This window comes from Serratia sp. H1w (assembly GCF_000633355.1).
Taxonomy (GTDB): domain Bacteria; phylum Pseudomonadota; class Gammaproteobacteria; order Enterobacterales; family Enterobacteriaceae; genus Chania.
In genome coordinates this window covers 29,682-50,672 of sequence record NZ_AYMQ01000043.1, presented here as the reverse complement: position 1 = coordinate 50,672, position 20,991 = coordinate 29,682, and the positions used below count along the sequence as shown (strand labels likewise).

13 protein-coding genes are annotated in these 20,991 nt (G+C 54.0%); 9 read left to right on the top strand and 4 right to left on the bottom strand.

Translation table 11 applies throughout. The features are described from left to right. The first annotated feature begins 71 nt into the window (after positions 1-71). Positions 72-3,062 (top strand): amino acid adenylation domain-containing protein, encoded by a 2,991-nt coding sequence (locus tag U869_RS0108550; RefSeq protein WP_025121684.1) that lies wholly within the window; start codon positions 72-74, stop codon positions 3,060-3,062. A gap of 40 nt (positions 3,063-3,102) precedes the next feature. Here the strand turns inward: U869_RS0108550 and metC are convergent, their stop codons facing one another. After that, positions 3,103-4,290, bottom strand: coding sequence for a cystathionine beta-lyase (gene metC / locus U869_RS0108545; RefSeq protein ID WP_025121683.1), 1,188 nt, complete (start codon positions 4,288-4,290; stop codon positions 3,103-3,105). 54 nt (positions 4,291-4,344) lie between these two features. Continuing rightward, positions 4,345-5,592 (bottom strand): dicarboxylate/amino acid:cation symporter, encoded by a 1,248-nt coding sequence (locus U869_RS0108540; protein ID WP_025121682.1) that lies wholly within the window; start codon positions 5,590-5,592, stop codon positions 4,345-4,347. A gap of 221 nt (positions 5,593-5,813) precedes the next feature. Between U869_RS0108540 and U869_RS0108535 the strand changes: the two genes are divergently transcribed. Then, positions 5,814-6,743 carry a LysR family transcriptional regulator gene (locus tag U869_RS0108535; RefSeq protein WP_025121681.1) on the top strand — a complete coding sequence of 310 codons (930 nt, stop codon included), beginning with the start codon at positions 5,814-5,816 and terminating at the stop codon, positions 6,741-6,743. A gap of 36 nt (positions 6,744-6,779) precedes the next feature. On the opposite strand, the gene U869_RS0108530 is transcribed toward U869_RS0108535, so the two are convergent. Next, positions 6,780-9,173 carry a beta-N-acetylhexosaminidase gene (locus U869_RS0108530; RefSeq protein ID WP_025121680.1) on the bottom strand — a complete coding sequence of 798 codons (2,394 nt, stop codon included), beginning with the start codon at positions 9,171-9,173 and terminating at the stop codon, positions 6,780-6,782. Positions 9,174-9,597: 424 nt separating this feature from the next. Between U869_RS0108530 and U869_RS0108525 the strand changes: the two genes are divergently transcribed. The 3 genes from U869_RS0108525 (at position 9,598) to U869_RS0108515 (ending at position 13,513) form a co-directional block, all read left to right on the top strand. Then, positions 9,598-10,734 carry a tail fiber domain-containing protein gene (locus tag U869_RS0108525; RefSeq protein ID WP_025121679.1) on the top strand — a complete coding sequence of 379 codons (1,137 nt, stop codon included), beginning with the start codon at positions 9,598-9,600 and terminating at the stop codon, positions 10,732-10,734. Between the two features lie 71 nt (positions 10,735-10,805). Continuing rightward, on the top strand, positions 10,806-13,214 hold the full coding sequence (locus tag U869_RS32810; protein WP_025121678.1) for an S-type pyocin domain-containing protein: 2,409 nt from the start codon (positions 10,806-10,808) through the stop codon (positions 13,212-13,214). Further along, a complete protein-coding gene (locus U869_RS0108515) occupies positions 13,211-13,513 on the top strand; it encodes a hypothetical protein (protein WP_025121677.1) in 303 nt (100 codons plus the stop codon). Before U869_RS32810 ends, U869_RS0108515 begins: the two co-directional genes overlap by 4 nt. A 95-nt stretch (positions 13,514-13,608) precedes the next feature. On the opposite strand, the gene mgtA is transcribed toward U869_RS0108515, so the two are convergent. Then, the gene (mgtA, locus tag U869_RS0108510) at positions 13,609-16,317 is read right to left on the bottom strand and encodes a magnesium-translocating P-type ATPase (RefSeq protein WP_025121676.1); all 2,709 of its coding nucleotides are present in this window, start codon (positions 16,315-16,317) and stop codon (positions 13,609-13,611) included. Between the two features lie 239 nt (positions 16,318-16,556). On the opposite strand from mgtA, the gene U869_RS32175 reads away from it, so the two are divergent. From U869_RS32175 to treC, 4 genes are all read left to right on the top strand, one after another. Next, entirely contained in the window at positions 16,557-16,700 is a 144-nt protein-coding gene (locus tag U869_RS32175; protein ID WP_157834726.1) for a hypothetical protein, read from the top strand. 14 nt (positions 16,701-16,714) lie between these two features. After that, entirely contained in the window at positions 16,715-17,662 is a 948-nt protein-coding gene (gene treR / locus U869_RS0108505) for a trehalose operon repressor TreR (RefSeq protein ID WP_025121675.1), read from the top strand. A 194-nt stretch (positions 17,663-17,856) separates the two neighbouring features. Next, positions 17,857-19,272 carry a PTS trehalose transporter subunit IIBC gene (treB, locus tag U869_RS0108500; protein ID WP_025121674.1) on the top strand — a complete coding sequence of 472 codons (1,416 nt, stop codon included), beginning with the start codon at positions 17,857-17,859 and terminating at the stop codon, positions 19,270-19,272. A gap of 15 nt (positions 19,273-19,287) precedes the next feature. Next, on the top strand, positions 19,288-20,952 hold the full coding sequence (gene treC, locus U869_RS0108495) for an alpha,alpha-phosphotrehalase (protein WP_025121673.1): 1,665 nt from the start codon (positions 19,288-19,290) through the stop codon (positions 20,950-20,952). The last annotated feature ends 39 nt before the right edge of the window (positions 20,953-20,991 follow it).

Genomic DNA, 20,991 nt, shown 5'->3' with positions numbered 1-20,991 from the left:
TATAATTAGTGGCACCTCGGCCGGGTTACCCCTACTTGCAAATAATATGTGAATAACGTTCGGAGAAAAATATGACGCTTACCGTATTGGATTATTTTATCCAACAGCTTTCCCATGGCAAAAATAAGCCCGCTATTGTCAGTAAAGATACCACTCTGACTTACCGACAGTTGGATGAGGCCAGTAACCGGCTTTGCGCCTTACTACAACATCGAGGGATCCGCCCCGGCGATACCGTCCCTCTGGTCGCACTGCGTACAGTGGAGATGCTGATCGGGCTGTTGGCCATCGTGAAGACCGGAGCCAGCTACATCCCGATTGATGCCCGCTATCCAGCCAAACGCATAGGCTTTATTGTCGAACAGAGTCAGGCCTCACTCATCTTGATCAGTAATGCCTCATTGCAAGATATTATTCATTCCGATGGCAGAGAAATTATTGCCATTGATACTATATCAAACTCATTAGTATCATCACCATTAATGTCCCCATTAAAGCCTGATTCTACGGCTTATATTATATTCACCTCAGGTACCACCGGAACGCCTAAGGGCGTAATGATATCTCATCGCTCATTGCTGAATATTATCCTCTGGCATAATACGACCTTTGCCATGAATGCCCAGAGCCGCTCAACCTTGATCGCAGGCATTGGTTTTGACGTCGCCCAATGGGAAATTTGGTCAGCCCTGTGCAGCGGTGCGACCCTGGTTCTGCCAGAAGAAGACGTGCGGCTACAGCCCACGGCCTTGCTGGATTTCTTTGCTGACCATCAGATCACCCATGCCTTCGTCCCCACAGTACTGATTTCTGGGGTTGTTAGCGCCCCACAGCCTGAGGCGCTAACGCTGCAATATCTGTTCACCGCCGGGGAAAAGCTGCACCCGGTTAAACTCGACCAGATCAACTATCAACTGGTGGACTACTACGGGCCGACCGAAGCGACCATTTTTGCCACCTATAACCCGGTTATCTGTGCAACGCAAAACCCGCCTGTCACCATTGGCACGCCGGTAGCCGATACCGAGATCCTGATCCTCCATGAAGGCTTGCAACCTGTCAGTGGCGATCAAGCCGGCGAGCTGTTCATCGGTGGAACCAGCTTGGCGCGTGGCTACCTGAACAACCCTGAGTTGACGGCGGAAAAGTTCCTGACCCCCGCCCATTTCCCTGGTAAGCGCCTGTATCGCAGCGGCGATCTGGCCCGCTGGTTGCCGGATGGCCGCATTCAGTATCTTGGCCGTATCGACGAGCAGGTAAAGATCCGGGGTAACCGCGTAGAACTAGGGGAGATCGAAAGCCTGATGGTCAAAGTCCCCGGTGTGAAATCTGCCGTCGCTACGGTGACCCAGCCGGAAAATCCCCTGGATAAAAAGATCGTGGCCTTTGTGGTACCGGATCGCGCCACTGAAAACCCGATTGCAGCCATCAAACGCCAGTTACAGGACACATTGCCAGACTACTTCCTGCCTGCCGATTATCAGTTGGTAGAACAGTTGCCCATTAACGCTAATGGCAAAACCAACAAGGCTGCGTTGCTGGAAAACTACCGCCCCACGCTACCTGAACGCCAACATGACGCAGCGCCGCTTGATGACTGGCAACAGCCTATCGCCGATATTTGGTGCCAGCTACTGGCATTACCCGACATTGCCATTGACGATAACTTCTTTACCATCGGCGGGCATTCGCTGCTGGCCGCTAGCCTGGCAACGGCGATCAACCGCCAGACCGGGGTGAAAACCTACGTGCGGGATATCTATGAATATCCAACGTTCGGTAGCCTGGCACAGGCACTCAAGGAGCGAGCAGGCCATGCGTTGCCCAGCGAAGATCGGGAGCCGATCCGCGCGCTGCAAGAAGATATCTACCTGCCAGCGGGGATCGTTATCGATCCGCACTATGAGCCGCGGCAAATCAGCGATCCCCATACCATTCTGCTCACCGGTGCGACCGGCTTTATCGGTTCACACCTGTTAGCCGAATTGCTGAACACTACCAGAGCAGAGATCGTTTGCCTGGTCCGCGATAGCTCGCAGGAGAAAGCCAGCCGCCGGCTACAGGAGCGGTTACAACGCTACCATATTGCCCTGAGGCCCGAGCAACAGGCGCGTATTTCCGTCGTGGTGGGGAATGTTGCAGAGGATAAATTCGCTTTGGCTACCGAGCAGTATGAAGCGCTGAGCCAGCGGGTAGATATCGTCTATCATTCCGCAAGCGCAGTGAATTTTATCCAGCCCTATTCCTATATGAAGCACGATAATGTGGGTGGCCTGCGCGAGGTGATCCGCTTCACCGCCCATCGACGTACCAAGCCGCTGATGTTGCTTTCGACCATTTCCGTGTACAGCTGGGGACATCTGCATACCGGTAAGCGCGTGATGTTGGAGAGTGATGATATTGACCAGAACCTACCAGCAGTGATCACCGATATCGGCTATGTGCGCAGCAAGTGGGTGATGGAAAAAATTGCCGATCTGGCGGCGTCGCAAGGGCTGCCGTTGATGACCTTCCGTCTAGGCTATGCCACCAGCCATAGCCAAACCGGGGTAAGCGCCAGCTACCAATGGTGGGGACGCCTGGTAAAAACCTGCATAGACAGTGGCACGGTGCCCGATTTACGGGATCTGCGTGAAGGACTTACCACGGTGGATTACATGACCCGCGCCATCGGCTATATCAGCCGCAATCCACAGGCGTTGGGTAAAAAATTCAATCTGATCCACGAGCACCGCAACAACCTGACCTTGAAGGGATTCTTTGCATTGCTCGAGTCCCATTTTGGCTATCAATTCACAGCAACCCCCTTCAACGAATGGTTGGCGCAATGGGAGGGGGACACGCAAGCGCCGCTTTACCCTCTGCTCAGCCTGTTCAAGGACAATATGATCGATGGGCAATCTACGGTACAGCTCTATCAGGATACCTATCAGTGGGATTGCCGCCATGTGAAACAGTTTTTGCACGGTAGCGGTATCGAGGAGCCACGCTTCACACAAACGGAACTGTTGCGCTACTTGCAACGCTCAATGGGCATCACACCGCTTTCCCAGCAAGCTTAGACGAATGATTGCGGGCCATTTCTGGCCCGCAAAACTGCCGTTACTTCAACCGAGCAAAACCAGCTTCCAGATCGGCAATCAGGTCGTCAATATTCTCAAAACCGATATGAACGCGCACTAAGGTGCCGGTAAAGTCCACCTTGGCTGCCGGACGGATTTCGTTCAGCTCTTCCGGCTGGTTGGCCAGGATCAGCGACTCAAAGCCGCCCCACGAATAGGCCATGCTGAAGTGCTCAAAATGGTCCAGATAGTGGGCGACCTGCTCATTGGTCAGCCGCGCCTTCAGCACAAAAGAGAACAATCCGCAGCTGCCGCTGAAATCACGCTGGAAGAACTCATGCCCCTTGCAAGAAGGCAGCGCCGGATGGTTGACCCGCTCCACCTCTGGCCGTGCCGCCAGCCATTCGGCAACGGCGATGCTGCTGATCTCATGCTGCTTGAGGCGTACACCCAGCGTTCTCAGCCCACGGCTGCCGTTATAGGCGGTATCCGCGTCGGCCATTTGCCCCATCAGATAGGAGTTTTCACGCAGTTGGTCCCAACAACGGGCGTTTGATACGGCGGTGCCCAGCATGGCATCGGAATGACCGATGATGTATTTGGTACCGGCCTGAATAGAAATATCCACGTCGAAATCCAGTGCCTTGAACAGAATGCCCGCCGCCCAGGTGTTATCGATCATGATGACGATCTCAGGGTTTATCGCCCGGGCCGCCTTCACCATCGCCGGTACGTCCTGAACTTCCATAGTGATGGAGCTTGGGGATTCAAGGAACAGCACTTTGGTATTGGGCTTGATCAGCTCGGCAATCCCGGCACCGATCAGCGGATCGTAATAGGTGGTTGCTACGCCCAGCTTGCTCAGGATCTTGTTGCAGAAATCCTGCGTCGGCTCATAAGCGGCGCCGGTCATCAGGATATGGTCACCGTTGGCGACAAACGCCAGAATGGCATTGGTCACCGCAGCTGCCCCGCAAGGGTAAAGCGAACAGCCTACTCCACCTTCCAGCTCTGCCATCGCGTCCTGGAATGAGAAATGCGTCAGGGTGCCGCGGCGCCCGTAGAATAACTCGCCTTTGGCGCGGTTGGCGGTAGCAAACTTCTTGTCCTTCACCGTATCAAAGGTTAAGGAAGAGGCGCGTTGGATCACCGGGTTAACCGATCCTTGGGTAAATCGAGGCTTACGGCCAGCGGTGACCAGGGCGGTTTCTATTTTTTTAGCTGTCATAATCAGTTGCCTGCTTTTCTCGTTAATCAATGGTGTAGGGTTATGCCGCGACCCTTATGCGATTTTTTCTGCCATATCCGTAAGGCTGGCGTTAACAGCTGCGGGTTGCGGCTTTTTGCCCGCAAAGCGCTCAACAATTTGTGCGGCATTGAGATCGTGTATCACGTTGATCAGCGTGGCCGGCGCGTCAGTGATAGTACCCAGCACCACCAGCATCGGAATGGTTTCCAACGGTAGACCCAGCGTGGTGACGATAAAGATCTCACCTAGGAAAGCCCCGCCAGGGACACCACCGACGATAATCGCCGAAAGCACGGAAATCAGCATCGTCAGGAAGAAGGTCTCCATCGTGAAGTCCAGCCCCAGCACCGAGAAGATAAACACGATCTTGAGTGCGGCAATCATCGCCACACCGCCCTTATTCAGGTTTACCAGCAGCGGTAGGGAGATGTCTACGATTTCCGGGTTGATCCCCATCGCTTTGGCTGCACGAATATTGGCAGGCAAGGTGCCCAGAGAGGAGCAGGTGCCCAGCGCGGTGGCCGAAGGTTCGATAGCGTTACGCCAGAAGGCGCGTATCGCAGGCATGCCGCCGCCAACCCAGGAGTAGAAGATGGAGCCAAAAACGTAGTACAGCAGCGTGGCGGCAAAGAACAGACCGATGGCTCTGTCAAAGGTGACCAGCAACTGCGAATCCTGGCTGGCCATGGTAGAAGCAAAGTAGCAGCCCAGCCCGATAGGCGCCCCTTTCATGATGATCGACACGATCTTCATGATGATGGTATTGAGATCGTTGAGCGAGTTGGACACCCGTTTGCCCTGCTCACCCGATTGGCCGATGGCGATGCCCGCAATCACGGACATGATAATCAGCGCCAGAATGTTGGATTTGGACAGCAGCCCGACAAAGTCGTTGGTGGTCACCATGCTGACAAAATCCATGCTCCCGCCACCAGCGTTAAACTTCTCCGCCAGTTCGATGGTGACGCCCTGCGCCGGGTTGAACAAGGTGGCCAGGCCGACGATACCGGCCGCTGGTATCAGTGCCATCACAATGGAAACGGCAAAGATCACCCCCATAATGCGCCCGAGCTTTTTCAGGTCGGTCATGCTGGCGATGGAAGACATGACGCTAACGCTGACCAGCGGCACGATAATCATAAACAACAGGTTAAGGAAAATCTTACCGATTGCCTGTAATTTCAACGCAATATCTGGCGCGTAAATACCGACAATCCCCCCGAGCGTTAAGGCAAATAGCAGAATAAATGATGATTTGTAGGGTTCTAAACGTTTCCACATATTCAATTCCTTATTTTTATCTTTTTGTTCATGTGACTTAAGTCACTTTTTTATTTTTCTACAGTAGATTGTGACTTGTGTGATACAGGTCACCCCTGGGTGTTTGGTTGTGATCTAATACGGTACAGCGTATTCTGTTATTAATAATGTCATTTTGTTCTAAGCGATGTAATAGCGCATTCGTACCGTTTAAAGAAATCACTCATGAACAAAAGGAAAAAATGAGCAGCCCAGCCTCGTTAAAACAACTGGAAGTTCTGGTCAAAATTGTGGAATGTGGCGGGCTGTCTGAGGCTGCCGCACACCTGAACGTCTCGCCTTCGGCGGTCAGCAAGAGCCTGGCGCAGCTGGAAAGCCAGCTGGGCACCACTTTACTGAAGAGAACCACGCGCAGCTTTACGCTGACCGAACCCGGCCAATATTTATACAACCGGGCAACTCAACTGTTGCTGGACTTTAATGAATCGCTCAACACTACCGCGGGTTACTATAATCACCCTAATGGGGAATTAAGGATAACCTGCTCGATGGCTTTTGGTTATTCCCATTTGGCAACGCTGGCGCATCATTTTCGTGAGCGTTGTCCCGATGTTGATTTATATATCAACCTTAGCGACAATTTTGTTAATCTTAATGAAACCAATTTTGATATCGCATTGCGCGTATCATCAGAACCGCCGGTTAATTATGCAATGCGCAAATTAGCGACGATCAATTGGGCCTATTGCGCCAGCCCCAAATATCTCGAAAAATACGGTACGCCGCATTCCATTCAGGATTTAACCCATCACCAGTGCCTGATTTACCCTGGCTTAACCCCAGTGTGGAAGACCATTGATGAGCAGGGTGTCGCGCACCATCTGAAGACACGCACGCCGATACAAGCCAACAGCAGCCTGGTGTTGCTGAAATCGGTTCTGGAGAATCAAGGTATTGCCTATCTGCCCACCTATCTTTTGGGCGACCATATAGAGCAAGGCACTTTGGTGCCGCTGGCATTGGACGACAAACTGACCCACCCGACCCACGGCCTGTATGCCCTGTATTTCCCTAGCCGCTACAGCAATCCCAAGGTACGCGCTTTTATCGATTTTCTGCTGGAACAGCTACAGCCAGTGCCCATCTGGGACAGTTGGCTGACGCAGTCTTAAATCAGGGGACAGCAACCGCGCCATCCCCTGCCGGAGTTATTGTACCGCGACTGCACGCAACAACGTTTCCAGCGGATATACCGCGGCAATCACCACTTCATCCCGGATCTGTGCCGCCGCATCCAACTGTTGCCGGGCCTGTTCCGCCTCGGCTTTGCTCAAGGGTTTACCCTGCTGATAGCGTTCCAGCAGCATCAATCCCAGATCGGCCAATGTACCGACATCTTGCGCCACCGGTGCCAAATCCTTCATCACCACGTTACCGGCGATCGCCTGCTTCACCGGTGCGCCATTACGCTGCCAACGTTGCAGGCGTTCGCGGATCGCCTCCGCCGCTGCTCGATGGTTCTTGTCTTTAAGCAGCAACGCTACCTGAGTATTGAGGTCGCGTACCGCCGCACTTTCCGGTGGGATGGCATCGGCAAAGCGGTTCAGCGGCTCAAACTGGTGATAATTACCCGCTTTGAACTTCAGATGCTGACGCGTGTAATACTGCCCCGGCTCGACCGCTTCGGCCAGGATCTGCAATGGTGTAATATCCACGCTGTTAGCCAAACGGGTAAATTCGCGTGCCGTTTCAACATGCTGCTGCAAGCCGACAGAGACCACCGACCAAGCGTCTATCGCCGCCAGGCGCTGGTACATATTATCTTCATTGGTCACATCCTTGGCCGACCACAGACGCTCCGCCACGGCAAAGGTCCTTGGCCACATCCTGACATCCAGCACCGGCGCACGAATGTTTTCCGCCCAGAAGGCGGCTTCGCCCCCCAGAATATTGGCCTGATGCTGCTCATCCGGCACCACGGGCATAGTGCCCGCCGGGATCGCCGTCAGCTTACTGCCGCTAGTTGGGTAACGCACGTTGCCCACCAGGGTGTAACCGCTCAGTTGATCCTGCTGTAGAGTGAATACCGGACGCGTGTCGCCCATCCAGGTATCAATGCGGAAGGTCACCTGCTCTGGCGTTCGCCATTCGATCTCCCGCACCGCACGGCGCGATTTGCCTTTGAAATCGATAAAGCCACGCCACCCCTGCTTGCCTTCGATCAGCGTGAAGGTGCCTTCCACCGGGCTGCCTTTCAAACGCGGCATGCTGAACTGCCAGCTCTGCGCCTGCTCACCAGCCTGCACTTCGGTATCAACCCCCAGCGGCTGCGGCAAGATTTCATTGCGATAGTGATAGGCGGTGCTGTGTGGCTGATCGAGATAGAAGCCGGTAGAGAGGATGCCTTGATAGCCATCCTGGGCGCTGGCTCCCAAAGAATCTGGCCCACGCCAGGATTGGATCACGATGTTATGCGGCAAGGCCGGATGGTAGATCTCATCCCAACCCACCATGCGGCGCTGATGCTGTTCGAGGATCTTTTCCAGTTTCTGGTTGAAGAAAGCCTGCAACGCGTGCGCATCCGCCAACTGGTTTTGCTGCATAAACGCCTGGATGGTTTTAGAGTTGTTCCACTGGGTGGCGTCTACCTCATCCCCACCGATATGCAGATAGGGATCCGGGAAGATCGCTACCAATTCGCCGATGATGCTGTCAACAAACTGATAAACCTTGTCGTTCGAAGGATCGAGCGTGGGCTTGTGGACGCCCCAATGGCGTTCCATTTGGTACGGGCCCGGCGCACTGAGCAGTTCAGGGTAGGCAACCGCAATGGTAGACGCATGTCCCGGCAAATCGATTTCTGGTACCACGCGAATGCCCCGTGCCGTGGCATAGGCGACCACTTGCTGCATCTGCTCACGGGTGTAGAAATGACCGTCACTGGCCAGTTGCTGGAGCTTTGGATAGTGCTCGGACGCGAAGCGCCAGCCCTGATCGTCGGTGAGATGCCAATGGAAAACGTTGAGCTTGGCCGCCGCCATGCCATCGAGCTGGCGCAGGATATCCTCAACCGGCAGGAAATGACGTGCCGAATCCAACAGCACGCCACGCCAAGGGAAACGCGGAACGTCGGTAATATTGACCAGCGGCATAAAGGTATTTTCGCCATCGGTCTGCACCAGTTGCAGCAACGTTTCCATGCCGCGAAGCGCACCGAAGCGAGTGTTGGCCGTCAGCGTCGCGCCCTGCGGCGTTACCTTGAGCTGGTAGCTTTCATCGCTGTCTGGCAGCGGCTGGGCCGCAACCTGATGTTTGATCATGATGTTGATCGTTGCGGCCTGGTTTTTCTCACCCTGTGGGGCCAGCGTCCAACCAGTTTGCCGTTCCAGGCGGTCGCGCCAACGTGCCTGCGCCTCCCCTAAATCGTCCCCCTGAACGTTGAACGATAAGAGGTAATCCAGCACCAGCTTGCCTTGCGGCTGCGCCAGTTCGGCCTGCTGTGGCCAAGGCATTAGCGGCAAATCACCAGCCGGTTGGGCCAGCGCGTTGAGGGAAAATAACAGCGAAGAAGCCAGTAGCGTATAACTGAAGGGTTTGTGCATCGGAAATTCCTCAGAGGAAAAAATCAATATAGCCAATGAGGTAGATAAAGACTGAGCCGAAGGGAGATGTCCAACCGCGAAGGCAAAACAGTGCGATGGATCACAATTGGTTTGGTGATAGCCACTGCGTATTGGGTATTGATCGGAATGTTCGACCGTAGGGGTGTAGCATGCTGCGCCCGTTTTCTGCAGCCTCTGCCTAATCAACTCCCCCCATTCTTGTATCAGCCGCCACACAACTAATGAAGGTCGGCCTTTTCAGATTACCTGCGCAAAACACTGGTTATACATACAGTCATTAATTGTATGTTTCCCGGTTAGACAGCACAAGAAACACAAACTCTGATACTTGCCCTCATTTGGCGAGGAAGCGATGAAGTGCCGTTAACCATCAAAAAATCAGACTGTAAAAAGGAAGATAACCATGGCTGAAGAAAAGAAAAACGCTCAAGTGCTTGGCGGTGTTAATGACGACATTACTGAACTGAAATCACTGTCCACGCTCCGTAAACGCATGATCAGTGACGGTGAGATCGTGACTAAATCGGCAAACGGTTTTCGCCTGGCATTTGGAAATACTGGCGTGATGTTGCGTAACGATGGGCAAGCTTTCTATGTGCTGACTACGCCAAGCGGTCAGGCCCAAGATGGGCAATGGAATACTCTACGACCTTTTGCTTTTAGTCTCTCAACCGGCAGGGTGTCTCTGTCCAACGGTGTGGATGTATCTGGAGGTGCGTTGGTATCACATAACGCAGGTATTGGCGCGGTAAACACCGGCCCTACTCCCCTCATCAGTGGACAAACATATGGCGCACCAGCTGTATATACGAATTTCACCACCGGTAATGTGACCACCACCATGATGATGGGCTCCCGTGTTATTCCAGGAAAAGAAGATACCGGCTTACTTTCCTACCGTGATTTATCGGGAAAATGGAATGAAATCCATGTGAGAGCCAACAGTGAACTGTCAGCTGGGCGATTGGAAAAAAGTGATCCCAATGGATGGATTATCGCCAAGGGAAATAAGAATGTAAATAACAACGCAGACCGAACCACCTACGGATTACGCCTTGAAGGGCAAGGAAGCCTGTTTACAGAACTTTGCCATTACGAGCGAATTGGTCAACACCATTTAATGGGGCTTCGCGTTGCAAATGGCGGTGGCGATGGCTGGTATGAGTCCCGAGACAAAGGCAATGCTTACACCAACGGTGCCTGGCACAGCAGCTCAGATGCCCGAATGAAAACGGAAATCGTAAAAATTGATGGTGCCTTAGATAAACTAGATAAAATCAGCGGTTATACCTATCTGAAACAAGGCGTTCCAGAAGCTGGGGTAATTGCACAGGAAATTGAAAATATCTTACCTCAGTCTGTGACTACGACTGAATTGAAATTAAATGACGGTAGCATTCTGAAAGATGCTCGGGGAATTAATATCAACGGCGTCGTGGCACTTCTGATTGAAGCGTTAAAAGAAGAAAGCGAAACCAGACGTCAATTGGAGTCTCGATTGGCAACGCTGGAAGAATCAATCATCAGTAACCAGAGCTGATAATTCAGAGGATTTCTTCCAATGATTCAGGATTTTTACTGCCCAACGAACAGAAAAGCGAGGACATAATTATGGGTGGATTCGATTACGGTGGATACGGTGACGGTACCGACTGGAGTTCCGAAAGGGGGGACGGCCCGAACCCTGGCGGGGGTTCTCAGGGTAATGTGGGTGATGGTAATCAAGGTAATGGCAACAACTCGTCTACTGCGATGATGGTCTCAAGTGGGGTCCCTGGGGTCTTGGCATACACGGAAGGCTTTGGATTTCTCTCTTTTCAGGTTGGCATTGCCAATCTGAGTAAGCTGGCCTCAACACCTTTGGCTGCCGCGATCGGTACTGCATTTGCCAGGGCATATGCCATACTCGCTGGAGTCTGGCCTTCACCTATTGCGCCTGATGACATGAGTGTAACGCATATGCCGCAATTGCAAATCACTCAGGTGCTGCCTGCTAGAGAGATCGTCACTGTTGACCTAAGTACCCTGGCGTCTCAGAAAGAGGTTTCTGTCAAGGCTCGTTTGACTGATGTCATTGATAACGGGCGGCAAGTATTGGCTTTCGCACGTGACAAAGCAATTCAAACCAAGGCTCCCGTGGTTGAGGCCAGGGCAACGGGTAAACCCCGTCAGTTTGATGTCTCTTTGCCTGGGTTGAGTACCCCATTACGACTGGATGTTGCGTTACCTTCTGCTCCCCAGCCAAAACCCAATGCAGACCCCGACAGCAAGACGTTCGAGAAAGTCGCCGATCAGTCCGCCAAAACGCTCTATGATGGGATGCTGGGAGGTAACACACATGATGCTATTGTGACGTTCCCGAAAGAGCTGGGCATGGATCCGGTCTATATTGCGATAACACGCCTTCTGAGTGAAGTTGAGCTGCGTCAGCGGGAAGAAAAACAGGCTCAGGACGTGCTCAATCAGCGGCAGGTCATCCGGAAAGAGGCAGAGCAGGCCTTGAATGGGATGGAGGGCCTGGATGAAGTTGCTCAATATGAACGCCGTAAAGTGGCCGCAGAGGCCCGATTGGCGGAAAAGCAGCAACAACTGACGACTATGCAGGCTCGGGTGGCGCGTCTGGATGCGCAGGCTCGGTCAGCACGGGCCTTCGCGGGTCTGATGAACAGTCTGCATAATCAGCAGCGTATGGACGCCAACGCTCGTGCCGTTGCTTTTGAAAAGGAGGTTGATGCGGGACGCGTGCAGATTGATGGATTGCAAAAAGAAGTCAACACGCTGAGTGGACAAGTCAAAAGTGCTACTGTTGAACTGGCAGATAAAGTCGCGGCCAAAGCAAAAGCTGAGGCAGAAGCAAAGGCAGCAGCAGAAGCCAAAGCGAAAGCTGAGGCGGAGGCCCGAGCGAAACTGGCAGCACTGATGGCCAAGGCTGGCGTGAACCCTACACCTGTGTATACATCGGAACTGGTTAAGTCAGCTCAGGCTTCCCTTGCCGCTGCGGGAGGGATGGTACTGAATCGTGCTGCGGGAATGCTCCAGTTGTCAACCGTCGCCGATGGTATCTTGACAACCTCCAGCGATTTGGCTGGATCTATAGCGGGTGCTGTATGGCGCGGAGCCACTGCCCTAGCAGATATCGCTACAGCTGGCGCTGCCGGGACAACAGTTAGCGCTTTAGCCGTAGGATTCTGGCCGAAAACTGACAAAGCGCTCGATAAAAATACGGTACAATTGTTTGCTGTTCAAGCCAGTCTGGTGGCCGCAGGAAAAATCAGTATTACCCCTGAAATGACTTCAGTTAACTTACCTGTGCGTGGTTTGTTAGTAACGGAGGATGGGCGGCAATATGTGAGCCTAGTCAAAACAGGTCTAAGTGGTGTATCCGCAAACGTTCCGGTACTAAGAACTGTGCGTGATGAGAAAACCGGGCTGGATAGAATCACGCTTCCGGCGGTGGGTGGGATACCGTCGCGAACTATCCTGATAAATCCGATACCTGTTGGGCCTAATGCTCCTCCTAATACCGGGAACAATTCGCCAATCCCCGTCACGCCTGTACATACCGGCACGACGCCAAAGCAGGTGGACAGTATAGTTACAACCAGCTTCCCGGCGGGAGATCTCAAGGAACTGCAGGATTTTATCTACTGGCAGCTTGACGCCACTGGATCAGGTGTTGAGCCGATTTACGCGATGCTCAGTGCACCTCCAAAATCAGTGACTCATGGGTTCAAACATTATCCGCCGAAAGGAGTACCTTGGCAGGACATCGTTAAAAGTACAGCGAACAAAGGTAAAGCTAAGTTTAAACCAGAGGTTAACATTCCTGAGATTGATAACGATGTATGGAGCACTGGCCAAACAACAAAAACACATCCCGCGTGGAAAGTTAAACAATATGATCGTATAATTGGCGCTTTTGAGGGGAAAGAAACCAAATGGGCTGTAGCTAAAGAATCACAGGGCGTTGTTCATTCCCACCCAATATCAGAGCAAAGAGTTAAGGAGCTTATGAAATGAATATCAGCCGCACAGCAATAGATTTCAAAGGTGGGAAAATAACTGACGACACGTTATTTTTAACTGACTTTGATGACCCAGCAAGTTATATTGATTTGGACGTATTACTGGTTGAGTATGCAAATAATTTTTTCGTTGATGTATCCTTTCATGACGGTGCTAATAAATTAAGCGTGAACGTAATATCTGAATTTGATTGGGAAAATCCAGTTTATACAAAAAGCATAGAGCGTCATGATAAAACTGGATTAATAGCATCACTTAAAGAAGCTATCGATATCGCTGTTAAAGGTAAATAAAAACCGCTGTTTGGCTACTCCCAAATAAATAAGCCTTTTATGCCCAACAAACATCTGTTTGTTGGGCATTTTCATTGGCAGCGATCTAAAACAGCTTACTGCCATCCATACCTGCGGACAAACCAGCCTTTCACGCACTGAGTCAGCACCATGTAACCGACCAGGATCAGTACCAGCCATGGGAAGTAACCCAGCGGCAGCGCCTGTAGTTGCAGGAAGCCCGCCAGTGGTGAGAAGGTCAGGCCGATACCGATGGCAATCACCGCCAACGTCATCACACACAGCGGCCAGGATGGGCGGCTCTGGATAAACGGAATTTTGCGCGTACGGATCATATGGACGATCAACGTCTGCGACAGCAGCCCTTCCACAAACCAGCCAGACTGGAACAGCGTCTGCATTTCCGGCGTATTGGCCTGGAACACGTACCACATCAGGGCGAAGGTCAGCACGTCAAAGATCGAACTGATCGGCCCAAAGAACACCATAAAGCGCCCCAGATCGCCGGAGTTCCACCGCTGTGGCTTGGTGATCTGATCGTCATCAACGTTATCGAACGGGATGGCAATTTGTGAAATATCGTACAGCAGGTTCTGGATCAACAGATGCAGCGGCAGCATCGGCAGGAAAGGTAAAAAGGCGCTGGCAATCAGCACGCTGAACACGTTACCGAAGTTGGAGCTGGCGGTCATCTTGATGTATTTCAGCATGTTGGCAAACGTACGGCGACCTTCGAGCACCCCCTGCTCCAGCACCATCAGGCTTTTTTCCAACAGGATGATATCCGCCGCTTCCTTGGCGATATCCACCGCCGAGTCCACCGATATACCAATATCCGCCGCACGCAGCGCCGGAGCATCGTTGATACCGTCGCCCATAAAGCCCACCACATGCCCCTGCTTACGCAACAGTTGGACAATGCGTTCTTTATGCAATGGCGTCAGCTTGGCAAACACCGTGGTACGCGCCGCGGCCGCTACCAGCGTGGCGTCATCCATCAGTTCGATTTCGCTGCCACGCAGGATATGGTCTGCATCCAGCCCCACGTCCTTGCACACCTTAGTGGCGACCAGCTCATTGTCACCGGTGAGGATCTTGACGGTCACACCATTCTTTTTCAGTGCGGCCAGGGCCGGCGCGGTGCTATCTTTCGGTGGATCGAGGAAGGCGATATAGCCTTCGAGGATCAGATCCGATTCATCTACCACAGCGTACTCATGATCCGTCGCAGGCAGGATCTTGTTGGCCACCGCGACGACGCGCAACCCTTGCTGATTGAGATCGTCGGTCACACGACGGATGCGTGCCAGCAGCGCTTCACTCAGTGGGATCACCTCCCCGTCCTGGCGCACGTGGCTACAGATCGCCAGCATCTCTTCCAGTGCGCCCTTGCAGATCAGCTCGTGGTATTGCGCCTCTTTCGCCACCACCACCGACATGCGGCGGCGTTCAAAATCGAACGGGATCTCGTCGACTTTGCGGTAATGCTGCAACGCATCCGGCTGTTTGCTTTCATCGGCACAGTTCAGTACCGCCACGTCCAGCAGGTTTTTCAGCCCGGTCTGGTAAAAGCTGTTCAGCCAGGCATAACGCAGCACCCGCTCGCTGCTGGCACCAAACACGTCGGTATGGCGCTCCAGTACAATTTTATCCTGGGTCAACGTGCCGGTTTTGTCGGTACACAGAATATCCATCGCACCAAAGTTCTGGATTGCATCCAGGCGTTTAACGATCACCTTCTGGCGTGACAGTTTGACCGCCCCTTTCGCCAGAGTGGAGGTGACGATCATCGGCAACATTTCCGGCGTCAGCCCTACCGCGACCGAAAGCGCAAACAGCGCCGCCTCCCACCAGTCACCTTTGGTGAAGCCGTTAATCAGCAGCACGATTGGCGTCATCACCAGCATAAAGCGGATCAGCAGCCAGCTCACCTTGCTGATGCCAGCCTGGAAGGCATTGGGTTGCTCATCCTGGCTGGTAACGCGCTGCGCCAACTGGCCGAAGTAGGTTTCGCTGCCGGTACCGATCACCATGGCCAGCGCAGTGCCGCTCACAACGTTGGTGCCCATGAAGCACAGGTTTTGACACTCCAGCGGATCGCTGACTTGCCCACGGGGAGCCGCCACTTTTTCTACCGGCAGTGATTCACCGGTCAGCGCCGCCTGGCTGATAAACAAATCTTTGGCAGAAAGCAGGCGCAGATCCGCCGGGATCATATCCCCTGCGGCCAGCTTGATAATGTCGCCCGGCACCAACTGCGAAATCGGCAGTTCGCTATGTTCACTTTTACCGGTATGCGCATCGCTACGGTAAACCGTTGCGGTGTTACTGACCATCGCCTTGAGCGCATCTGCCGCCTTATTGGAGCGGGCTTCCTGAATAAAATGCAGCAGCGTGGAAATCAGCACCATCAGGCCAATCACCAACGCAGCAATCAGATCCTCGGTGGCGTAGGAAATCAGCCCCAACACGGTCAGCAACAGGTTGAATGGGTTGCTGTAGCAATGCCACAGATGCCGCCACCAGCTTTCGGCCTGCTGATTTTCGATGGTGTTGCTGCCAAACCGGGCGCGGGCGGTTTCTGCCTCATGCTCGGTGATACCTTCCGGATGGCTGTTGAAGCGCTCGTAGAGTTGCATCGCGCTGGCGGCAGCGCATTCCAGACGTTGTTGTGTCAGGCTGGCAGGCAATTCATGTGCCGTACCACTGACGCTTTCCAACAGTGCATCACGCCGTACCAGGCGGCGTGGCAAATTGCGGCTGAGCATACCCAGCAGCCGACGGGGGAGTTGTTTAATTTTCATCGTTCGCACCTTATCGCCCAATGCCTCTCGGCAGTGGGGAACGGCGGATCGGCCCGCTGGCTTGGTTTTCGGACACGCCAAAAAACCTCCGCCGGAGCAGATCGCTGATTTTCAATTACCACAGAGGCGAACTATCGAGCAAGTGCCGCTGCTTACCTAAACCGGTAAAACAGCAACGCAGAGCGGAGAGGTTTTACCGGGGAACCGAATGAGTAGTGTTGGGGCTCGGATCGGGATCCATGCAGGAATTAACCTCCGGTAAAGAAAAAGTGGGAATGGCAGTGGCGGCCATTCCGTTTTGCGTCACTTTGGCTATGCACCAAGATCCGCGCGCTAAAATAAGCTATTGTAGCGAGCAGACAAGTTTAAGCCTCATCACCTAAACGATAAGTAAACCATGCAAAACCGGCTGACAATCAAGGATATCGCTCGTCTGAGCGGGGTAGGCAAATCTACCGTCTCACGCGTGATGAATAACGAAGGCAGCGTAAGCCCACAAACCCGTGAACGGGTGGAGGCGGTGATCCGCAGCCAGGGTTTTACCCCGTCGAAATCGGCGCGAGCCATGCGCGGCCAAAGCGACAAAGTCGTGGCAATCATCGTTTCCCGCCTGGATTCACCTTCGGAAAATCAGGCCGTGCGCACCATGCTGCCGCTGCTGTATCAGCAGGGCTTCGATCCGATCGTCATGGAAAGCCAGTTTGAAACCCGGCTGGTTGAGGAACACCTCAACGTGCTGCGCCAGCGCCACGTCGACGGCGTGATCCTGTTCGGCTTCACCGGCCTGACTGCGGACATACTCAAGCCATGGCAGGAAAAGATGGTGGTGGTCGCCCGCGACTATCCGGGGGTCTCATCCGTCTGTTATGACGATGAAGGCGCCGTGAAACTGTTGATGCAGCGCTTACGCAAACAGGGCCACAAGCATATCAGCTACCTGGGCGTACAGGAGTCCGATGCCACCACCGGGATGCGCCGCCACCAGGCTTATCTGGATACCTGCCGCGCACAAAAAATCACACCAGTGGTCGCGCTGGGTGAGCTGAACTATCAGAGCGGTTTCCAACTGGCTGCCAGCGTGATTGAACCACAAACCACCGCGCTGGTGTGCGCATCCGATACCATCGCTCTCGGTGCGATAAAATACCTGCAACAGCAACAGATAGCGTCACTCCAGGTGTGCGCTATCGGTAACACGCCGATGCTCAACTTCCTGTTCCCAGAGACGTTTTCGGTCGAATTGGGCTATGGTACCGCCGGGCAGCAGGCAGCACTTCAACTGCTGGGCCAACTGAGTGGTGAACTAGGCATCCGCCAAATCATCATCCCCTGCAAACTCGCCTGATTAATAAACCGGGCGCAGCATGCGGCGCCCCTACACGTTAACCCAGCGTTCTCATTGCCACTCTTTGCCGCATTATTGTCCATTTTGTGATCGTCGCCCCAAACCGGGAACGTTCCCATTCAATAAAAACCGCCGAGTGACTAAGCTTAAAAACATCCATACCTCTGTGCTTCACTGATAATCAAGGTGCCATAATGAGCAAAGTTCAGCAGCAGGACATCGATCGCCTGATCGTGCTGGTAGGTGGCCGCGAGAATATCGCCACCGTCAGCCACTGCATTACCCGCCTGCGTTTCGTCCTTAACGATCCCGCCAAGGCCAAACCAAAAGAGATTGAACAGCTGCGGATGGTCAAAGGCTGCTTCACCAACGCCGGGCAGTTCCAGGTGGTGATCGGCCCCGAAGTAGGTGATTACTATCAGGCATTGATTGCCGCCACTGGCATCAATGAAGCCGATAAAGAACAGGCCAAGCTGGCCGCCCGTCAGAATATGACCTGGTTCGAACGCGGCATCTCCCACTTTGCCGAGATTTTCTTCCCGCTGCTGCCCGCACTGATTAGCGGTGGTTTGATCCTGGGCTTCCGCAACGTGATCGGCGATATCCCGATGTCCGGTGGCCAAACGCTGGCCCAGATGCACCCGGCCTGGAAAACCATTTACGACTTCCTGTGGTTGCTGGGCGAAGCCATCTTTATGTTCCTGCCGGTGGCCATCTGCTGGTCAACGGTGAAGAAAATGGGCGGTACCCCGGTGCTCGGTATCGTCATGGGCATCACCCTAGTCTCCCCGCAGCTGATGAACTCTTACCTGCTCGGTCAGCAAGTGCCGGAAGTGTGGAATTTTGGCTGGTTCACCATTGAGAAAGTCGGCTATCAGGCGCAGGTGATCCCGTCGATCCTCGCCGGTATGGCGCTGGGCTGGATCGAAACCCGTCTGAAAAAGATCGTGCCGGATTACCTGTATTTGGTGGTGGTACCGGTGGTTTCCCTGCTGTTGGCAGTATTCCTGGCGCACACGCTGATCGGTCCGTTTGGCCGCATGATTGGTGATGGCGTAGCTTGGGCAGTGAAATGGGTCATGACCGGTAGCTTCGCCCCAATCGGTGCCGCGCTGTTCGGTTTCCTGTATGCGCCGTTAGTGATCACCGGGGTGCATCAGACCACGTTGGCCATCGATATGCAGATGATCCAAAGCATGGGTGGTACGCCAGTCTGGCCGCTGATTGCCTTGTCAAATATCGCACAAGCCTCGGCGGTGCTGGGCATCATCATCGTCAGCCGCAAGGCCAACGAACGCGAGATTTCCGTACCGGCCGCCATCTCTGCCTACCTCGGCGTTACCGAGCCGGCCATGTACGGTATCAACCTGAAATACCGCTTCCCTATGCTGTGCGCAATGATCGGTTCCGCCTTCGCGGGCCTGATCTGCGGCCTGACCGGCGTGATGGCCAACGGTATCGGTGTAGGTGGCCTGCCCGGCATCCTGTCAATCCAACCGCAGTTCTGGCTGATCTACTCCTTCGCCATTCTGGTCGCCGTGGTGATCCCACTGCTGTTGACCATGATGGTATACAAACGCAAAGCCAGCCGCGGCGAATTACCGGTATAAACAAAGAGACTGAATATGAGCAATCCAATCCCCTGGTGGCAGAACGGCGTTATTTATCAAATCTATCCGAAGAGCTTCCAGGACAGCACCGGCAACGGCTATGGCGATCTGGCCGGGGTGACTCAACGGCTGGACTATTTGCAGGAACTGGGCGTCGATGCCATCTGGCTGACGCCGGTGTATGTCTCGCCCCAGGTCGATAATGGTTATGACGTGGCCGATTACTGCGCCATCGATCCAGCCTACGGCACCATGGCCGACTTCGATCACCTGGTGGCACAGGCCCACCAGCGCAGCATCCGCATCGTGATGGATATGGTGTTTAACCACACCTCCACCGAGCACCCGTGGTTTAAGGCCGCGCAGGATCCCACCAGCCCGCTGCGTCAGTTCTATATCTGGCGCGACGGCGAAAGCGATGCCCTACCCAACAACTGGCGTTCCAAATTTGGCGGCAACGCCTGGCAATGGCACGCCGACAGCGGTCAATACTACCTGCACCTGTTTGCCACCGAGCAGGCCGATCTGAACTGGGAACATCCGCCGGTGCGCGAAGAGCTGAAGAAAGTGTGTCAGTTCTGGGCGGATAAAGGCGTCGATGGGCTGCGTCTTGACGTGATTAACCTGGTTTCCAAACAGCAGGACTTCCCGAACGATAGCCAGGGCGATGGCCGCCGTTTCTACACCGACGGCCCACGCATTCATGAGTTTTTGCAGGAGATGAGCCGCGAGGTGTTCCAGCCGCGCGGTTTGATGACCGTGGGCGAGATGTCTTCAACCTCTCTGGAACACTGCCAACAGTACGCGGCGCAAAGCGGTGCCGAGCTGTCGATGACCTTCAACTTCCACCACCTGAAAGTGGACTATGCCGACGGTCAGAAGTGGACGTTGGCCGCGCCGGATTACGTCGAGCTGAAGCAGATTTTCCATCACTGGCAGCAAGGTATGCATAACCGTGCCTGGAACGCGCTGTTCTGGTGTAACCACGACCAACCGCGCATCGTTTCGCGCTTTGGTGACGAAGGCGAGCTGCGGGTGACCGCCGCCAAGATGCTGGCGATGGTACTGCACGGTATGCAAGGTACGCCGTACATCTATCAGGGTGAAGAGATCGGTATGACCAACCCAGGTTTCCAGCAGATCGAGAGTTATCGTGACGTGGAAAGCCTGAATATGTTCGCCGAGCTGCATGCTCAGGGAAGAAGCGATGAGGAGCTGTTGGCGATCCTGGCAAGTAAATCGCGGGACAATGGCCGCACGCCAATGCAGTGGGATGCTACCGCCAATGCAGGCTTCACCGCCGGTACGCCGTGGATCGCCTGTGCGGAGAATTACCCGCAGATTAACGCCACTGCGGCTTTGGCCGATCCGGATTCGGTGTTTTACGCCTATCGCCATCTGATCGCCCTGCGCAAGCAGTACCCCCTGCTGACCCACGGTGATTATCAGGATCTGGCCCCGGCTCATCCGGCCTTGTGGTGCTACCAGCGTAGCTGGAATGGGCAACGATTGCTGGTAGTCGCCAACCTGAGCCGTGAGCTACTGGCGTGGGATGCCGCTGGCGTGGAGACCTCAGAGCTGTGGCGACCGCTAATCAGCAACTACGCCGATGCTGCTGAACAGCCAAGGGCCAAAGTATTGCGCCCGTTCGAGGCTAACTGGTGGCTGCTGGAGTCCTGATTGGTCAACGGCAGTTTGTTTGCTACAATCCGAACAGAA